The following is a 16911-nucleotide window of genomic DNA, read 5'->3' as shown; positions in this document are numbered from 1 at the left end:
TCCCTCCCTTTAGGAAGAATTGAATCAGCAACTTACCAACCGATCAAGCCCGAGTTTTTCAACAAAATAGGCTCAAACCAGCTATTGACTTAAATCCACACCATACCCAAACATCCGGGCAAACCCACCGCTCATGTTCAGCGGAAGCAAGACCTTCCATCTGGTCTTTCAGCTTCGAAACCGGTGAACGGAATAGCTTCAGTTTCAATCAGTTACTGATGGCCCGCCCGGGCTGTACACCGTGAATAACTCTTTCGGTTCGTGCACACCGCGCAGCATGTAGCGACCGACCGAGACGAGCTCTTGCGCGCAGGGCGACGCGGCGCGGGCGACATCGTCCGAGATCAGGATTCTCTGACCCAGCGACCGGTGCATTCCGGCAATGCGGGCGGCCTGGTTGACGGCCGGACCGATCACCGTGAAGTCCAGCCGCGTCTTGGACCCGATATTGCCATAGAGAATCTCGCCCGAGTGAAGCGCCAATGTGAAGTTCGCAACCGGCAAGCCTTCGGCCTGACGTTTGGTGTTCAAGTCATCCATGCGGGCTTGGAGAAGGGGTACGGCGCCGAGCGCGGCGCGGGCGTCCTCGTCTATCTCACCGACATCGAACATCGCCATCAGCCCGTCGCCCATGAATTTCAGGATGTTACCGCCCCTGTCATGCACCACACCGACGGCCACGGCCAGATAATCATTCAGCATGTCGATGATCTCGTTCCCCGGCAGGTCCTCGGACAAGGTGGTGAAGCCTTCGAGGTCAAAATTCCAGATCACTGCATCGATTTGCTGCAAGGACCCGCGCCGGATCTCACCCGAAAGAACCCGGCGGCCGGCATCGCGGCCGAGGTAAACCCGCATCAAATCCTTTGTCAGGTTCTGGTTCTTGGCGGATTTGAGCGCCAGTCCCAGATGCGGCAGCACGCTGTTGATCCGGCTCAGGTCATTATCTTCGAAACCAGTGGGGGCATCGCTGGTCCAGGACATCAAGACGCCATCGCCAATCTTTTTAGACCCCTTTGGGGAAACCGAGCCTGCTCCTTCGTAGGAAAGCCCGGTCGCATAATAGTCGGTTGCTCCGATTTCACGTAGGTCATTCAGCAATGGAAAACGACTTGGTTCGTTCTGCTCTACCAATTTGACCCGAATCTCGTCCAGATCCTCATGCAGCAGGGCATAAAGCGGGCTTTGTTGCCAGACTTCGCTGGGCGTATCCGTGTTTTCGAATCTCTCGGATTCTCCACCCGAACCGTTATACCAGCTATAGCCGGTTCCACCGTAGACAGGATGCAGGGCCGATTGCGCCGCGTGAAATCTCATCAAAGGAATGCCCATATCCACGAGGCTGGTACAAAAACCTTCGAGCAATTCTTCCTGCCCAGCACCCTCAAGCCCCTTATCGACCAGCCAGTTGATCAGGTCATTGGTCGAGGATGAAGCAGGTTCAAATGACATCATTCTAAAATCCGTATCAAGCATGGGATACATCTGGGGGCGGCATGGCCCATTTACCAGTCGTCAATCCAGTCCGGCCAACCGCTGCAGCATGTGTCGCAGCAGCGCAGCCTCTTCCTCATTAAACAAGCTTGATAGTCTGGCGTCGTAATTTGCGGCCACACTGCGTAAGTCACGATACACTGTTTGTCCCGCCGGTGTCAGCGCCAGCCATTCCGCCCGCCGATCGGCCTCATCCCGGGTACGTTTCAGGTACCTGCGTTGCTCCAACTTGGCGACCGCCCGGCTGATTTTGGTTTTGTGCATTTTGGCGCGTTCACCGATATCCTTGGCGGTCATCTCGCCAAAAAGCCCGAGATGGAACAGCACCCGCCATTCGGTTCTGAGCATCCCGTAACGGCCTTTATAGACGCTCTGAAACTCCAACGATGCCCGTTCTGACGCCTGGTTCAAGAGGAAGGGCAGAAAATTTTGCAGATCAAAGTCATCATTTTTTTCGGATTGTTCGTGTGACATGCTTGTTAGTTACAAAATCAACTATTACTCGACAAGCAGCAAACGGAGGAAAACACCATGAATCGTCCGAGTAATCCGCACATGCTGACACAGGCTGCAACGCCGGTCGGCACACATGCCGGTTATATGCCCGGCTTTGGAAACGACTTTGAAACCGAAGCCCTGCCCGACGCCCTTCCGCAGGGGATGAACAGCCCACAGCGGTGCAACTACGGTCTTTACGGAGAGCAGCTGAGCGGTACCGCCTTTACCGCGAACCCGCCCGAGCGCACCTGGTGCTATCGCATTCGCCCATCCGTAAAGCACTCACATCGCTACGAAAAAATCGATATCCCGTATTGGAAGTCCGCCCCGTGCATCGACCCTGATGTGATCAGCCTGGGCCAGTATCGCTGGGATCCCGTCCCGCATTCCGATGAAGGTCTGAACTGGATGACCGGGATGCGGACCATGACGACTGCGGGGGATGTAAACACGCAGGTGGGCATGGCCTGCCATATCTATCTGGCCACGGAATCCATGGTCGATGACTATTTCTTCTCGGCCGATTCCGAGCTTCTGGTTGTTCCACAGGAAGGCCGGTTGCGCTTCGCGACCGAGCTGGGCATCATCGATCTGGAACCCAAGGAAATCGCGATCATTCCTCGCGGCCTGCTGTACCGGGTTGAGGTTCTGGAAGGCCCTGCACGGGGTTTTGTCTGCGAAAACTACGGGCAAAAGTTCGAACTGCCGGGCCGTGGGCCGATTGGTGCAAACTGCATGGCCAACCCGCGCGATTTCAAGGCACCGGTGGCGGCGTTCGAGGACCGCGAGGCACCCTCGACCGTGACAATCAAATGGTGCGGTCAGTTCCACACCACCAAGATCGGTCACAGTCCTCTGGATGTGGTCGCGTGGCACGGCAACTATGCGCCCTACAAATATGACCTGCGCAATTACTGCCCGGTTGGCGCGATTCTGTTCGACCATCCCGACCCGTCGATTTTCACGGTTCTGACAGCTCCGTCTGGGCAGCCCGGCACGGCCAATATCGACTTTGTTCTGTTCCGCGAACGCTGGATGGTTATGGAAGACACGTTCCGCCCGCCGTGGTATCACAAGAACATCATGTCCGAGCTGATGGGTAACATCTACGGCCAGTACGACGCGAAACCGCAGGGCTTCGTGCCCGGCGGCACAAGTCTGCACAACATGATGATCCCGCATGGACCCGACAGGGAGGCCTTCGACAAGGCGTCATACTCCAACCTGGGGCCGGACAAGCTGGACAAGACAATGTCGTTCATGTTCGAAACCCGCTTCCCCCAGCACCTGACCCCGTTTGCCGCCAATGAAGCACCGCTTCAGGACGACTATATCGACTGCTGGACCTCGCTTGAAAAGAAGTTCGACGGAACGCCGGGTAAGAAATGAACTTGGACCTCTGGTTCACCTATGTGGCAACTGTCCTGTTTCTGATGAGCACACCGGGACCCAGCCAATTGCTGATGTTGTCAAACTCGGCGACCAACGGGCTTCGGCGCGGGCTGTTCACAGCTGCCGGAGATCTGACGGCGAACTTTCTGCAGATGCTGGCGGCGGGGCTTGGCCTGGCCGCTCTGATCGCTACATCCGCAAATGCGTTGACTGTCATCAAATGGCTTGGTGTCACCTATCTGGTTTACCTTGGGGTCAAACAAATCCTGAAGGCGCGCGTGTCTGCCACGCAGACCGCGCCAAAATCCAGCCGCAAGGCGCTTTGGTTGCAAGGTTTCTTAACTTCTGCCGCTAATCCCAAGGCCGTGGTCTTTTTTGCAGCGCTGTTTCCGCTGTTCCTCGATGGAACGCTGCCTTTCTGGCCTCAATTTGCCATTCTATCGGCGACCTATCTGGTCATGGACGGGATGTTGCTGACTGCAAATGGCGGCAGCGCAAGTTGGCTGGCCCGCCACTTGCAAGGCCCGGCAAAGCTGTGGCTAGATCGAATTGGCGGCAGCTTCATGATCCTGGCTGCTATCTTGTTGGGTCTGAAATCCCTTCGCTCCTCAACTTAACCAATAAAACAGGGACATCGTATGCCTCTAATGACATCCTGGGTGACGTCGGCCAATGGCGCGACACATCCGTTCCCACTGAACAATCTGCCTTATGGCGTATTCTCGACCGAGGGCGATGATCCCCGGTGTGGCGTGGCCATTGGCGACATGATCCTCGACGTCACCACCGCCGAAGCCGAAGGGTTGATCACCCTAAGCGATGAGCCACTGTTCGACATGCCCTTCTGGAACCCCCTCATGGAGGAAGGCCCAGCCGTCTGGACCGCCCTGCGCCAGCGGTTGATCAGCCTGCTGGCTGAAGACTCGGAAGAGCAGAGCAAGGTTGAACCGCTGCTTGTCAAACAAGACGACGCCGAGATGCACCTGCCGTTCGCGGTCAGCGAATACACCGATTTCTATGCCGGTCGAAACCATGCTTTCAACGTGGGCACCATGTTCCGCGGACCGGAAAACGCATTACCACCGAACTGGCTGCATATTCCAATCGGTTACAACGGCCGCGCGTCGTCGGTTGTTGTGTCGGGCACAGATATTCGCCGCCCTTGGGGTCAGCTGAAGTCGCCTGACCAAGACCTGCCCGCCTTCCTGCCCAGCCGCCGTTTTGACATCGAGCTTGAAATGGGAGCAATCGTTGGCACCCCTTCGGATGGCCCGATCACGGTGCAGGAAGCCGACGACAACATTTTCGGCTACGTCCTGCTGAACGACTGGTCCGCACGTGACATTCAAGCCTGGGAATACCAGCCGCTAGGTCCCTTCCAGGCCAAGGCCACAGCAACCTCGATCAGCCCCTGGATCGTGACCAAAGCCGCACTCGAACCTTTCCGCTGTGACACGCCCGCCCGAGAGTTTGAGCTGCTGGATCACCTGAAAGACTGCGGCCCGATGCTTTATGACATCGATCTCGCCATCACCATGGCCCCCGAAGGTCAGTCGTCGACCACCATCGCCAACACCAATTACAACCAGATGTATTACTCGGCAGCACAGCAGCTGGCGCATCATTCGACATCGGGTTGTCCGATGAACACCGGCGATCTGTTGGGGTCCGGCACCATCTCGGGCCCGACCAAGCCAGAACGCGGGTCGCTGCTGGAACTGAGCTGGGGCGGAAAGGAACCGCTGACGCTCGGCACTGGCGAAACCCGCAGTTTCATCGAAGACGGTGATACCCTGACTCTGACCGGCAACGCTAAAGGTGACGGCTACACAATCGGCTTCGGCGACTGCGGTGGCACAGTTTTGCCCGCTCTTGAAAACCCCTATTCACGATAAGGAAACCACCATGGCCAAAGCATTCGCGTCCCAGGGGGACATGTCGGAAAAGAAAATCTCATTCACCGAAGTGGGCGAAGGTCTCTATGCCTTTACCGCCGAGGGCGACCCGAACTCGGGCGTCATCATCGGGGATGACAGCGTGATGATCGTGGAAGCTCAGGCGACCCCGCGTCTGGCGAACAAGGTGATCGAATGCGTCCGGTCGGTCACGGACAAACCGATCACCCATGTAGCCCTGACCCATTACCACGCCGTTCGCGTTCTGGGCGCAAGCGCGTTTGGTGCACAACAGATCCTGATGTCGGACATGGCGCGCGCCATGGTTGTGGAACGCGGGCAAGAAGACTGGGACAGCGAATTCCAACGCTTTCCGCGCCTGTTCGAAGGGCACGAGAGCATCCCCGGCCTGACCTGGCCCACCACCACGTTCAGCGATACGATGACCGTTTATCTGGGCAACCGCCGGATCGACCTGATGCATCTGGGCCGCGCGCACACCGCCGGTGATATCGTAATTCATGTGCCGGATCAGAACGTGATGTTCACGGGTGACATCGTCGAATACCACTCGGCCTGCTATTGCGGCGACGGGCATTTCAGCGACTGGGGCGACACGCTGGACGAAATCAAGTGGTTTGATGTCGACGCCATCGCACCGGGTCGTGGGGATGCGCTGGTCGGCAAAGACATGGTGAATGCCGCCATCGAGAATACTCGCGATTTCGTCGAAAGCACCTATCGCCCGGCGGCCAAAGTTGCGGCACGCGGTGGCAGCCTGAAAGAAGCCTGGGACGCCGTGCGCGCCGAATGCGACCCCAAATTTGCTGACTACGCGATCTACGAACACTGCCTGCCGTTCAACGTGGCCCGCGCCTATGACGAGGCGCGCGGCATCGACACGCCCCGCATCTGGACCGCCCAGCGCGACCTTGAAATGTGGGAAGCCCTGCAAGGCTGACAAAAAACGGCTGAGTTTGATCCAGATCGTTTTTTGCGGCGGGATTCGATGAAACCATAAGCCAAGGCCTCCGGCGCCTGTCGCCGGGGGACAGGATATGCAGCACATTGGTGCATTTGTTTGGGGGGAGCCCATGAACAAGATCTTTGAAACGCCGCTTTACGGCTATGAACGCAGCCCGGATCAGGACAACCCAACGCCCGTCAGGCGCAAGGTCATCGTGATTGGTGCCGGTCCGGTTGGTTTGGCCGCAGCCATTGATCTGGCCCAACAAGGGATCGAAGTTGTGGTTCTGGACGAGAACGACAAGGTCAGCTTCGGCAGCCGCGCCATCTGTTTTTCTCAACGCACTTTGGAAATTGCTGACCGCCTGGGATGTGGGCGCCGATTGGTCGACAAAGGCGTATTGTGGGACCGTGGCAAGGTCTTTTTCGATGATCGTCAAGTCTATGACTTCAACCTGCAACCGGATGAGGGCTATGCCAACCCGGCCTTCATCAACCTGCAGCAATACCACTTTGAAGATTACTTCGTTCAACGGGTTCGCGAGTTGCAGGCAGAAGGTGCCCCGATCGAGATCCGCGGGCGTAACAAGGTTGATGCAATCGGAACTCACGAGGATCACGTTCGGCTGGAGGTCGAATCCCCCGAAGGCCCCTATACGGTTGAAGCCGAGTGGTTGATCGCCTGCGACGGAGCCACCTCACCCACCCGGCGGATGCTGGGCATCGATTTCGAAGGGCGTGTATTCGAAGACAACTTCCTGATCGCGGATGTTATCATGGATGCGGATTTCCCCTCGGAACGCTGGTTCTGGTTCGATCCGCCATTCAATCGCGGGCAATCCGCGTTGTTGCACAAACAGCCCGACAATGTCTGGCGCATCGACCTGCAACTGGGTTGGGACATCGACAAGGAACGCGAAAAGCGCCCCGAGAATGTGATCCCCCGCCTCAAGGCGATGCTGGGCGACGACGTTGAGTTTCAGCTGGAATGGGTTTCGATTTATACCTTCCAGTGTCGACGCATGGAAAGCTTCCGCAAAGGCCGTGTTCTGTTTGCTGGTGACAGCGCACATCAGGTCAGCCCCTTTGGCGCGCGCGGGGCGAATTCCGGCCTGCAAGACACTGACAACCTGTGCTGGAAGCTGAAGCTGGTGCTGGATGGCAAAGCCCCCGAAAGCCTGCTGGACAGTTACAACGCGGAACGTGTGCACGGGGCCGACGAGAATATTCAAAAATCCAGCCGATCCACCGATTTCATCACTCCAAAATCCGAGATATCGCGGGTCATGCGGGATGCGGTTCTGGACTTGAGCGAACAGTACGAGTTCGCCCGCCCGCTGGTAAACTCGGGCCGGTTGAGCCAACCCTGCACTTATGACGGGTCCTCGCTGAACTCGGCCGATGCGCTGGACGGCCCGGCCTGCACACGCCCGGGATCGGCCTGCCCGGACGCACCGCTGGGCGATGAATTCCTGCTGCCCAAGCTGGCAGGCAAGTTCACCTTGCTGACCATCGATGCCGATGCCCCTGACACGCTCGAAGAGGATGGGGTTGAGGTCACGCGGCTGGCACTGTCAGTCAAAGACGACCTGACGCTGGCTCTCAAACGCCGTTACCTGGGTGATGCAACCAGCGCAGTGTATCTGATCCGCCCGGATCAACACGTGGCAGCACGACGGGACAGCTATCAAGAAAACAGTTTCCGTCATGCAATCCGCAGAGCCTGTGGTAAGGAGTAAGCGCAATGTCAGACCTGATCCTAACCCCCAATCTCGACAATGCCGATGATTTTTACGCCAACCTTCTGGCCGCTCATGAAGGGCTCGAAAAACCCGACAGCGACGCGCTGAACGCCAGACTGGTGTTGGTTCTGGCCAATCACATCGGCGACGGCACGGTGTTATCAGACGCCATTCGCGCAGCCGCTTTGACCAAAAATTGACGGGACTCAGTGTGAGCAAAACCGTTCTTTTTGACTATTGGCGGTCCTCGGCCAGCTATCGGGTGCGGATCGCCCTGAATCTGGCCGGAATCGACTATGACGCAGTTGTTGTCGATCTGGTGGGCGGCGAACACAGAGGTGATGAACATATCGCGCGAAATCCACAAGGCTTTGTGCCAGTTCTGGATATCGATGGGCTACGACTGACGCAGTCCTTGGCAATCCTCGACTATCTGGACCGCACGCGCCAGCTAAACCTATTGCCCGAAGACGCGGCAGAGCGCGCGCGCGCGCAGGCGCTGGCATATGCGATTGCGGTGGACATTCACCCGGTCTGCAACCTGTCTGTTGCTCGTCACGCGACGTCCCTAGGCAAAGATGCAACCGATATGCCCGGCGGGTGGATGCGGCACTTCATCCGGCCTGGCTTGCAGGCCTTCGAGACCATGTTGGGCGAGTTCGAACAAGCGCCCTACTGTGTTGGAAAGCGACCTGGTCTTGCGGACATCTGCCTGATCCCGCAAGTCTACAACGCGCGACGCTGGCAGGTTGATCTGTCGGACATGCCCCGCCTTCTTGGGGTCGAGGCGGCCTGCGCCGATCATCCGGCCTTTGTCGCGGCGCATCCTGACGCGCACGCGCCCTAATAACGTCGCACAGTCTCTGTGTGCCTGTGCGACTAGGCGTCCAGCCTGATCGGTCATAGCTTTGTTCCATCAATGCAAAGAGGTTTCCATGCCCGAGATCACTGGCTACCACGCCCATGTTTATTTCGATGCCGATACACAGGATACGGCGCAACAGGTCTGTGACGAGGCCGCACGGCTGTTTCCGGTTCAGATGGGGCGTATGCATACCCGCAACGTCGGCCCTCACCCGCGCTGGAGCTGCCAGCTTGGCTTTGCCGCTGGTGCGTTTGATCAGGTCATGCCATGGCTGATGCTGAACCGGCAAGGCCTGACTGTTTTCACCCACCCTGAAACCGGTGAGCATCTGGAAGATCACCGTGATCGGGCAATCTGGATGGGTGAGATGCTGGATCTGGACCTCTCGATCTTCGACAAGCTTTAACCCAGCGCCCGCGCCTGATCCCGCAGAACAAATTTCTGCACCTTGCCAGTCGATGTTTTCGGCAAAGTGCCGAACACCACGCTCTTGGGCGCTTTAAAATGGGCCATGTTATCCCGACAGAAGGCAATCAGCTCTGCTTCGGTCACAGTGGCATCGGGCTTTAGCTCAACAAAGGCACATGGGGTTTCGCCCCACTTCTCATCAGGGCGTGCAACCACAGCTGCCTCCATCACCGCCGGGTGTTTGTAAAGGATACCCTCCACCTCGACAGACGAAATATTCTCGCCGCCTGAGATGATGATGTCCTTTGAGCGGTCCTTCAGCGCGATATAGCCGTCAGGGTGCATGACACCCAGATCACCGGATGCAAACCAGCCTCCTTTAAAGGCATCATCTGTGGCATCGGGGTTCTTGAGATACCCTTTCATCACCACGTTACCTTGCATAAAGATCTCACCCATGGTCTCGCCATCCGACGGCACGGGTTCCATGGTTTCGGGATCGGCCACCATCAGGCCAGACAGTGCCGTATACCGAACGCCCTGACGCACCTTCAGAGCAGCGCGGTCTTCCGGCCCTTTCTCATTCCATTCGTCTTTCCAGGCGCAAACAACTGAAGGCCCATAGGTCTCGGTCAGGCCATAGACGTGGGTGACCTCGACGCCCATCGCCTCCATCGCTTCGATCACAGCGGCAGGCGGCGGGGCACCTGCCGTCATCACCTTGATCTGGTGATCGAAGTCTTTCAGTTCATCCGGCGCATGGGCCAGCATGTTCAAAACGATGGGCGCACCGCAGAAATGGGTGACTTTCTCATCGCGGAATGCCGCATAGATCGGCTCGGCCCGTACGGCGCGCAAACACACGGACACGCCTGCATTGGCTGCCATGGCCCAAGGGAAGCACCAGCCATTGCAATGGAACATCGGCAGAGTCCACAGATAAACCGAGTGTTTGGGCATGTCCCAATCCAGCAAATCCGACTGCGCGTTCAGGGTGGCGCCACGGTGATGATACACAACCCCTTTCGGGTTGCCTGTGGTGCCCGAAGTATAATTCAGCGTAATTGCGTCCCACTCATCCTCTGGCAGAGACCATTTGAATTCCGGGGCGCCCTCGTTCAGCAGCGCGTCGTACGTCAGGCTGCCCAGCTTTTCACCGCCCTCAAAGCCGGGGTCTTCAATGTCTATGATCAGGATATCATGGTCGACCTGCTCCAACGCGTCTTTCACTACGCCAGAGAATTCCGGATCAACCAGCAGCGCCTTGGACTCGGCGTGCTTCAGGATGAAGGCAACAATCGGTGCATCCAGACGTGTGTTGATGGCGTTCAGAACAGCGCCAGACATTGGTACGCCAAAATGTGCCTCATACATCTCGGGAATGTTTGCTGCGATAATTGAAACGGTATCGCCTTTCCCGATACCTCGCGCGCTCAACGCGCCTGCCAAACGTCGGCACCGGGCATAGGTTTCAGCCCAGGTATACCGGCGGTCCCCGTACACCACCGAAGGGTAATCCGGATAGACCTGAGCCGTTCGTTCAAGGAAGGTCAGCGGCGACAAAGGCGTGTAGTTGGCCCGGCTTTTATCCAAATGACGCTCGTAGATGTTTGTGGCTGTCATCCGCTGATCCTCCCAAATCACAGTCCGCGCGACTTGAGCATAAACTTGGTGCCCTGACAAATCCGTAGTAATACGATTGCTTCTGGCAATACGGGATGATGTGATCTGGCCCTACTTACAGAGGGCCTTTCGCGGTGATCTGAAGCATCTTAAACAATGGCTGGGGATGGCCTAACCATATCCCCAAAAAGCGCATCTTAGTGAAAGGACTTGTCATGGACGGCACGTTCAACGAAAACGATCTTTCCCGCGTGGTCGAGGCCGACCGCGCCCATATCTGGCACCACCTGCTGCAGCATAAACCCTTTGAAACCAATGATCCGCGCATCATCGTCGAAGGCAAAGGCATGCGTGTCTGGGACCAGAAGGGCAAAGAGCACCTGGACGCTGTTTCCGGCGGAGTCTGGACCGTGAACGTTGGTTATGGCCGCGAATCGATCTGCAAGGCTGTCTATGACCAGTTGATGAAACTGTGCTATTTCGCCAATACCGCAGGTTCGATCCCCGGTTCCATCTTCGCAGAAAAGCTGATCGACAAGATGCCCGGCATGAGCCGCGTCTACTACACCAACTCGGGGAGCGAAGCGAACGAGAAGGTGTTCAAGATGGTTCGTCAGATCGCGCACAAGCGCTATGGCGGCAAGAAAACCAAAATCCTGTACCGCGACCGCGACTACCACGGCTCGACTCTGGCGACCATGTCGGCGGGTGGTCAGGACGAGCGTACCGCGCAATACGGCCCCTTCGCGCCCGATTTCATCCGCGTGCCGCACTGCATGGAATACCGCAAGCATGAGCTGGACGGTGCACCGGTCGAAAACTTCGGTGAATGGGCCGCTGATCAGATCGAAGAGGTCATCCTGCGGGAAGGTCCCGAAACCGTTGGTGCGCTGTGCCTTGAGCCCGTGACCGCCGGCGGCGGCGTCATCGAAGCGCCCGAAGGGTACTGGCAGCGCGTGCAGGAGATCTGCAAGAAATACGACGTCCTGCTGCATATCGACGAGGTTGTCTGCGGTGTTGGTCGGACCGGCACGTGGTTCGGATATCAGCAGTACGGCATCAAGCCCGACTTCGTGACAATGGCCAAGGGCGTCGCCTCGGGTTATGCCGCAATTGCGGTGATGGTAACGACCGAGGAAGTCTTTGACATGTTCAAGGACGATGCGTCGGATCCGTTGAACTATTTCCGCGACATCTCGACCTTTGGCGGCTGCACCGCCGGTCCGGCCGCGGCCATCGAGAACATGCGCATCATCGAAGATGAGAACCTGCTGGGCAACTGTACCGACATGGGCGACCGCATGATGGGCAACCTGCAGGCGTTGATGGAAAAGCACAAAGTCATTGGCGATGTGCGCGGCAAGGGTCTGTTCCTGGGCGCTGAACTTGTCACCGACCGAGAGACCAAAGATCCGGTGGACGAAAAGCGGGTTCAGGCCGTTGTGGCCGATTGTATGGCGCAGGGCGTGATCATCGGCGCCACCAACCGGTCGATCCCCAGCCGTAACAACACCCTGTGCTTCTCTCCCGCGCTGATCGCAACGTCAGATGACATCGACCAGATTACCGACGCGGTCGATGGCGCGTTGGGGCGTGTGTTTGGGTAACACCCTGCCTCAAGATCACGAAAACCGGCGCTCTTCGCGCCGGTTTTTTTGCACATAGATGGCCGCTTTGCGGAGATACTGTTGAAAACAGTCGAGCCACTGCCGGATGGCATGGAAAGCCTAGAACGTTGTTCCTGAAACTGGGTTTCCACTCCCGATTTTGTAGGTTTTTCAGTAGAAAACAGAACGTCTTCTCATTAAATCACGTCAGAAATCTACCCGTCGACTTTTTCAACAGTATCCGGACAAACCGGCCATTTGGGTTAGCCCGTGTCGCGGCTTCGAGAAACCTCTATAGGTTTCACACTGGTGTGTTTAATGTCCCAATCAATGGAGATTGAGAACCTGACACTCGATGCGGATACGCCTGGCCAGAAATTTGGCTTGGACGTTTTTCGCTTTCATGGCTCCGGAAGTGGCCCTGCAGTCTATATTCAAGGTGGTCTGCATTCGCTCGAAATGCCAGGCACCGTTGCAATAGACAGTCTTATCCCACGTTTAGAAGCGGCTGAAGTCGATGGGCGCGTGGTTGGCGACATTACATTGGTCCCGCACGCAAATCCGGTCGGATTAACCCAAGTGGTGTTCGGGCAACAGCTGGGCCGATTTGATGCGAATACCCGCGTCAACTTTAACAGGTCGTTCCCGACCAAATCCGCGAGCGATTTGGAGATCAAGCCCGCATCTGAGCGGTTGAAGGCAACGCTGCTCGCGTTGGCTGAACAAGCGGAAGTCGTGCTTGACCTACATTGCGACGATGACGGCCCGGTCTACTTGTACGTTTCCGAGCGGCAGTTGGAGGAAGGACGCCGTCTTGCCCGGTCGATTGGGGCCCAGGTAATTCTAACCGACGCCAGCGACGATCCGATTTCATTCGACTTGGCAGTAGGAGAGCGTTGGGCCGCAGACAACAGAAGTGAGCGATTTGCTGCGACCGTCGAATTGCGCGGCATGATCGATGTAACTCCAGAATTTGCCGAACATGATGCCAACGGCCTTTATCATTATCTGGTAAGCATCGGGACCGTCGACGATACGCTCCCTAAAAATTCTGCGGTAGACCCAATCATAGGCGACGTTGACGCAGCCGAACTTCTTGCAACGCCGTCATCCGGTGCTGTTCTTTATGATGTTGAAATTTGTGATTGGGTGAAGTCAGGTCAACGTTTGGCAGTCGTCGTGTCAAAACCCGGTGCGGCGCATCAAGAGATTATTTCACCATTTGACGGTCAGGTTATGACACGCCGGGAAGTGCGTTTTGTCCGAAAAGGCGATGATGTCATCAAAGTGTTGCGGCACCCGCTGCCATAGGTATCCGCAGTAACTAAGATATACCGCTTTGGGCTCAAAGCCGACATTCCTCCGATTAGAAAAGAAAAAGGCCGCCCTATTAAGGACGGCCCTTCTTTCACTGTCTCTTTTCAGAGGATCAGGCAGCCAGAGCGGCCTGAGCTTTGGCGACGATCGCGCCGAACGCTTCCGGTTCGTGCACGGCCAGGTCGGCCAGAACTTTGCGGTCCACTTCAATACCGGCCAGGTTCAGGCCGTTGATGAAGCGGGAATAGGTCAGTGCCTCGTCATGCGAACGGACGGCAGCGTTGATACGCTGGATCCACAGCGCGCGGAAATTGCGCTTGCGGTTCTTACGGTCGCGGGTTGCATACTGGTTGGCCTTGTCGACGGCCTGACGGGCAACCTTGAAGGTACTCTTGCGGCGGCCATAGTAACCTTTGGCGGCCTTGATGACCTTCTTGTGACGGGCGTGAGTTACGGTTCCACCTTTAACGCGGGACATCTCTAAATCTCCTCTTAGCGGTCGTAGGGCATGTAGCCCTTGACGATCTTGGCGTCGGGGGCGGACAGGGTGGTGGTGCCACGGGCGTCGCGGATGAATTTCTTGGTCCGCTTGATCATGCCGTGCCGTTTACCAGCCTGGCCTGCCATGACCTTACCGGTCGCAGTCACCTTAAAGCGCTTCTTGGCGCTCGACTTTGTCTTCATCTTAGGCATTTCCGTCTCCTTTTCCGGGTTCGGTTTCAAACGCGACTCGGCATGCCATCTCGGCCGGTCACGCGATCAGAAGCGCCATTTACGCAAGTTCCGTCATACTGGCAAGGGGGATTCGACCAGAATTTGCGCTTTGTGCGCGGCTGGTCTGGCACCGGGGCGACACTCGCCGCCCCGGTGGATTGGTTTAATGCTCGAACTTGCGGATTTCTCCACTTTTCAACCGCTCGGCATAAGACGCCAGTTCCTGACGCACGACTTTCATCAGGAAGTAGAGCGCAAAGACGTTCACCACAGCCATCGCAAAGATCGCCGCATCCGAGAAGTCGATAACCGGACCAAGGTTGGCTGCCGCACCGATAACCACGAAGACGCAGAAGATGATCTTGAAAACCAGCTCTTTGGTGTGGCCTTCGCCGAACAGATAGGTCCAGGCTTTTAGGCCATAGTAAGACCAGCTGATCATGGTTGAGAAGGCAAACAGAACCACGGCAATCGCAAGGATGAAGGGGAACCAGCTGAACGCGCTGCCGAAAGCGGCAGAGGTCAGGCTGACACCGGAGTTGCCGTCAACGGTGGCAATGGCGTTACCCGCCTCGTTCAGCATGTAGTTGCCGGTTTCCGGGTCCACGATCAGTTGCTGGGTGATGATGATCACCAGCGCCGTCATGGTGCAGATCACGACGGTGTCGATGAACGGCTCCAGCAGCGAAACGAACCCTTCCGTGATCGGCTCTTTGGTCCGCACGGCCGAGTGCGCAATCGCAGCCGAGCCCACACCCGCTTCGTTCGAGAACGCCGCACGGCGGAAGCCCTGGATCAGCGCGCCGACCATGCCGCCCGCAACACCAAGGCCAGTGAAAGCGCCCGCGAAGATCTGACCAAAGGCCCAACCGATCTGATCTGCATGCATGATGATGATAACCAGCGCCGCCAGTACATACATCACCCCCATGAACGGCACGACCTTCTCAGTCACCCGTGCGATGGATTTCAGACCGCCGACGATCACCGCAAACACAATCGCCGCAAAGACCAGCCCCGTGATCCAGCCCGGATAGTCACCCACAATGCCCGCGATCTGCTGATGCGCCTGATTGGCCTGGAACATGTTGCCCCCGCCCAGCGCGCCAAGGATACAGAAGATCGAGAACAGAACCGCGAGGATCTTGCCACCCGGCAGGCCCAACTCGTCGAACCCTTTGGACATGTAATACATCGGGCCACCGGATACGGTGCCGTCATCGTATTCATTTCGGTATTTCACGCCCAGCGTACATTCCGTGAATTTCGACGCCATGCCCAGCAGGCCCGCGACGATCATCCAGAAGGTCGCGCCCGGACCACCGATGCCGACTGCAACTGCCACACCGGCGATATTCCCCAGACCAACCGTGCCGGACAGCGCTGTGGCCAGAGCCTGAAAGTGGCTGACCTCACCGGCATCGTTTGGATCAGAATAGTCGCCTTTGACAAGGCTGATCGAGTGTCCAAAGAAGCGGAACTGAACAAACGCAAAATACAGCGTGAAAACTGTGGCCGCGACCACCAGCCACCCCACAATCCACGGAAAGCCAGTCCCCGGGAAAGGGGCAAATATAAAGCTGACGAAGGGTCCGGTTGCATCAGCGAAAGCCTGATTGATCTTGTCATCCAGGCCCGGAGCCTCTTGCGCCGAAGCGGCGGTGGCCATTATGGCGGCAAGCGCCGCAAGATACAGGTGTTGTAGCGTTTTCATTCTTCTGCCCACCTCAATTTACAACTGTGACCGGAACTTCAGCGTGCATCACAAGATTTTGCGTTGAGCTGCCGAAGATTCGTTTCTTGATCCCGTCTGCCGAAGCCCGGCCCACAACGATCTGAGAACCGCCGTTTTCGACCGTGATGGTGTTCAGGGTTTCTGCCACATCGCCATGTCGCACGACGCCTCGCGCCTCGAAACCAGCCGCCTTGAGGGCATCGACGGCGGGCGTCACGACGCGTGACGTTGCCAGATCGACCTCTTCCTCGCGCCGTTTGTGACGCAAGGCGTTTTCCTCCGGTGTCTGAAATGTGTAAGGGGACCATTCAATCACATAAGCGACCAGCAATTCGCAGGATCCGATTAGCTTTGCCAGATCTTTGGCAAAAGCAATCGCGCGTTCACCGGTCTCTGTCCCGTCGAGTCCTATGACAATCTTTGTTGTCATCTTGTTCCTCCATTATTGTTGTTAAGTCCGGGGCCCGTGCCCCCGGCAGGACAGCCGGAACTTGGAACTTTGGCTGAGACTGCCCTTAGGTCATTTATTAGAAAATTCTACTCATGAATGAAGACTATTGTGGCAAATTCACCAGCACCGGTCAAATTTCGCTTATTAATCAAGTTTTTCACCCGGTGCGAAAAAGAAAACGGCTGCTTCTGAAGCAGCCGTTTT

At 57.0% G+C, this 16911-nt stretch carries 17 protein-coding genes; 10 read left to right on the top strand and 7 right to left on the bottom strand.

Features of this window, described 5'->3' with window-relative positions:
- Window positions 1-204 precede the first annotated feature (204 nt).
- Together AC2FJZ_RS19935 and AC2FJZ_RS19930 are read right to left on the bottom strand one after the other, a co-directional pair.
- Window positions 205-1455: an adenylate/guanylate cyclase domain-containing protein gene (locus AC2FJZ_RS19935; protein WP_496779814.1), complete on the bottom strand. Its 1251-nt coding sequence runs from the start codon at window positions 1453-1455 to the stop codon at window positions 205-207.
- Between the two features lie 60 nt (window positions 1456-1515).
- The gene (locus tag AC2FJZ_RS19930; RefSeq protein WP_496670917.1) at window positions 1516-1842 is read right to left on the bottom strand and encodes a MarR family winged helix-turn-helix transcriptional regulator; all 327 of its coding nucleotides are present in this window, start codon (window positions 1840-1842) and stop codon (window positions 1516-1518) included.
- Between the two features lie 183 nt (window positions 1843-2025).
- Here AC2FJZ_RS19930 and hmgA point away from each other — a divergent pair, with 183 nt between their 5' ends.
- From hmgA to AC2FJZ_RS19890, 8 genes are all read left to right on the top strand, one after another.
- The gene (hmgA, locus tag AC2FJZ_RS19925; protein ID WP_496779812.1) at window positions 2026-3381 is read left to right on the top strand and encodes a homogentisate 1,2-dioxygenase; all 1356 of its coding nucleotides are present in this window, start codon (window positions 2026-2028) and stop codon (window positions 3379-3381) included.
- A complete protein-coding gene (locus AC2FJZ_RS19920; protein WP_496779811.1) occupies window positions 3378-4001 on the top strand; it encodes a LysE family translocator in 624 nt (207 codons plus the stop codon). Before hmgA ends, AC2FJZ_RS19920 begins: the two co-directional genes overlap by 4 nt.
- Before the next feature lie 21 nt (window positions 4002-4022).
- Window positions 4023-5279 carry a fumarylacetoacetase gene (gene fahA, locus AC2FJZ_RS19915; RefSeq protein WP_496779809.1) on the top strand — a complete coding sequence of 419 codons (1257 nt, stop codon included), beginning with the start codon at window positions 4023-4025 and terminating at the stop codon, window positions 5277-5279.
- Between the two features lie 10 nt (window positions 5280-5289).
- The gene (locus tag AC2FJZ_RS19910; protein ID WP_039541551.1) at window positions 5290-6240 is read left to right on the top strand and encodes an MBL fold metallo-hydrolase; all 951 of its coding nucleotides are present in this window, start codon (window positions 5290-5292) and stop codon (window positions 6238-6240) included.
- 133 nt (window positions 6241-6373) lie between these two features.
- Complete coding sequence (locus AC2FJZ_RS19905) at window positions 6374-7984, top strand: FAD-dependent oxidoreductase (protein WP_496779807.1); 1611 nt, start codon at window positions 6374-6376, stop codon at window positions 7982-7984.
- A gap of 5 nt (window positions 7985-7989) precedes the next feature.
- Entirely contained in the window at window positions 7990-8187 is a 198-nt protein-coding gene (locus tag AC2FJZ_RS19900; protein WP_496779806.1) for a DUF2783 domain-containing protein, read from the top strand.
- Window positions 8188-8198: 11 nt separating this feature from the next.
- Complete coding sequence (maiA, locus tag AC2FJZ_RS19895) at window positions 8199-8834, top strand: maleylacetoacetate isomerase (protein ID WP_496779804.1); 636 nt, start codon at window positions 8199-8201, stop codon at window positions 8832-8834.
- A gap of 88 nt (window positions 8835-8922) precedes the next feature.
- Complete coding sequence (locus AC2FJZ_RS19890) at window positions 8923-9258, top strand: DOPA 4,5-dioxygenase family protein (RefSeq protein WP_496670897.1); 336 nt, start codon at window positions 8923-8925, stop codon at window positions 9256-9258.
- Here AC2FJZ_RS19890 and AC2FJZ_RS19885 read toward each other — a convergent pair.
- Window positions 9255-10883 (bottom strand): acyl-CoA synthetase, encoded by a 1629-nt coding sequence (locus tag AC2FJZ_RS19885; protein WP_496779802.1) that lies wholly within the window; start codon window positions 10881-10883, stop codon window positions 9255-9257. The two genes, AC2FJZ_RS19890 and AC2FJZ_RS19885, sit on opposite strands and share 4 nt — an antisense overlap.
- Window positions 10884-11098: 215 nt before the next feature.
- Between AC2FJZ_RS19885 and AC2FJZ_RS19880 the strand changes: the two genes are divergently transcribed.
- Window positions 11099-12490 carry an aminotransferase family protein gene (locus AC2FJZ_RS19880; RefSeq protein ID WP_050605292.1) on the top strand — a complete coding sequence of 464 codons (1392 nt, stop codon included), beginning with the start codon at window positions 11099-11101 and terminating at the stop codon, window positions 12488-12490.
- A 330-nt stretch (window positions 12491-12820) separates the two neighbouring features.
- Complete coding sequence (locus AC2FJZ_RS19875; protein WP_496779801.1) at window positions 12821-13801, top strand: M14 family metallopeptidase; 981 nt, start codon at window positions 12821-12823, stop codon at window positions 13799-13801.
- A gap of 118 nt (window positions 13802-13919) precedes the next feature.
- Here the strand turns inward: AC2FJZ_RS19875 and rplT are convergent, their stop codons facing one another.
- The 4 genes from rplT to AC2FJZ_RS19855 form a co-directional block, all read right to left on the bottom strand.
- The gene (gene rplT / locus AC2FJZ_RS19870) at window positions 13920-14285 is read right to left on the bottom strand and encodes a 50S ribosomal protein L20 (protein ID WP_008756009.1); all 366 of its coding nucleotides are present in this window, start codon (window positions 14283-14285) and stop codon (window positions 13920-13922) included.
- Window positions 14286-14299: 14 nt separating this feature from the next.
- Window positions 14300-14500, bottom strand: coding sequence for a 50S ribosomal protein L35 (gene rpmI / locus AC2FJZ_RS19865; RefSeq protein ID WP_005981143.1), 201 nt, complete (start codon window positions 14498-14500; stop codon window positions 14300-14302).
- A 184-nt stretch (window positions 14501-14684) separates the two neighbouring features.
- Window positions 14685-16235: an alanine/glycine:cation symporter family protein gene (locus AC2FJZ_RS19860; protein WP_496779799.1), complete on the bottom strand. Its 1551-nt coding sequence runs from the start codon at window positions 16233-16235 to the stop codon at window positions 14685-14687.
- Window positions 16236-16248: 13 nt separating this feature from the next.
- Window positions 16249-16686, bottom strand: coding sequence for a universal stress protein (locus AC2FJZ_RS19855; RefSeq protein WP_050605297.1), 438 nt, complete (start codon window positions 16684-16686; stop codon window positions 16249-16251).
- Between the last annotated feature and the right edge of the window lie 225 nt (window positions 16687-16911).

Source organism: Ruegeria sp. CDSA079, assembly GCF_059612245.1.
This window is presented reverse-complemented; position numbering and strand designations above follow the sequence as displayed.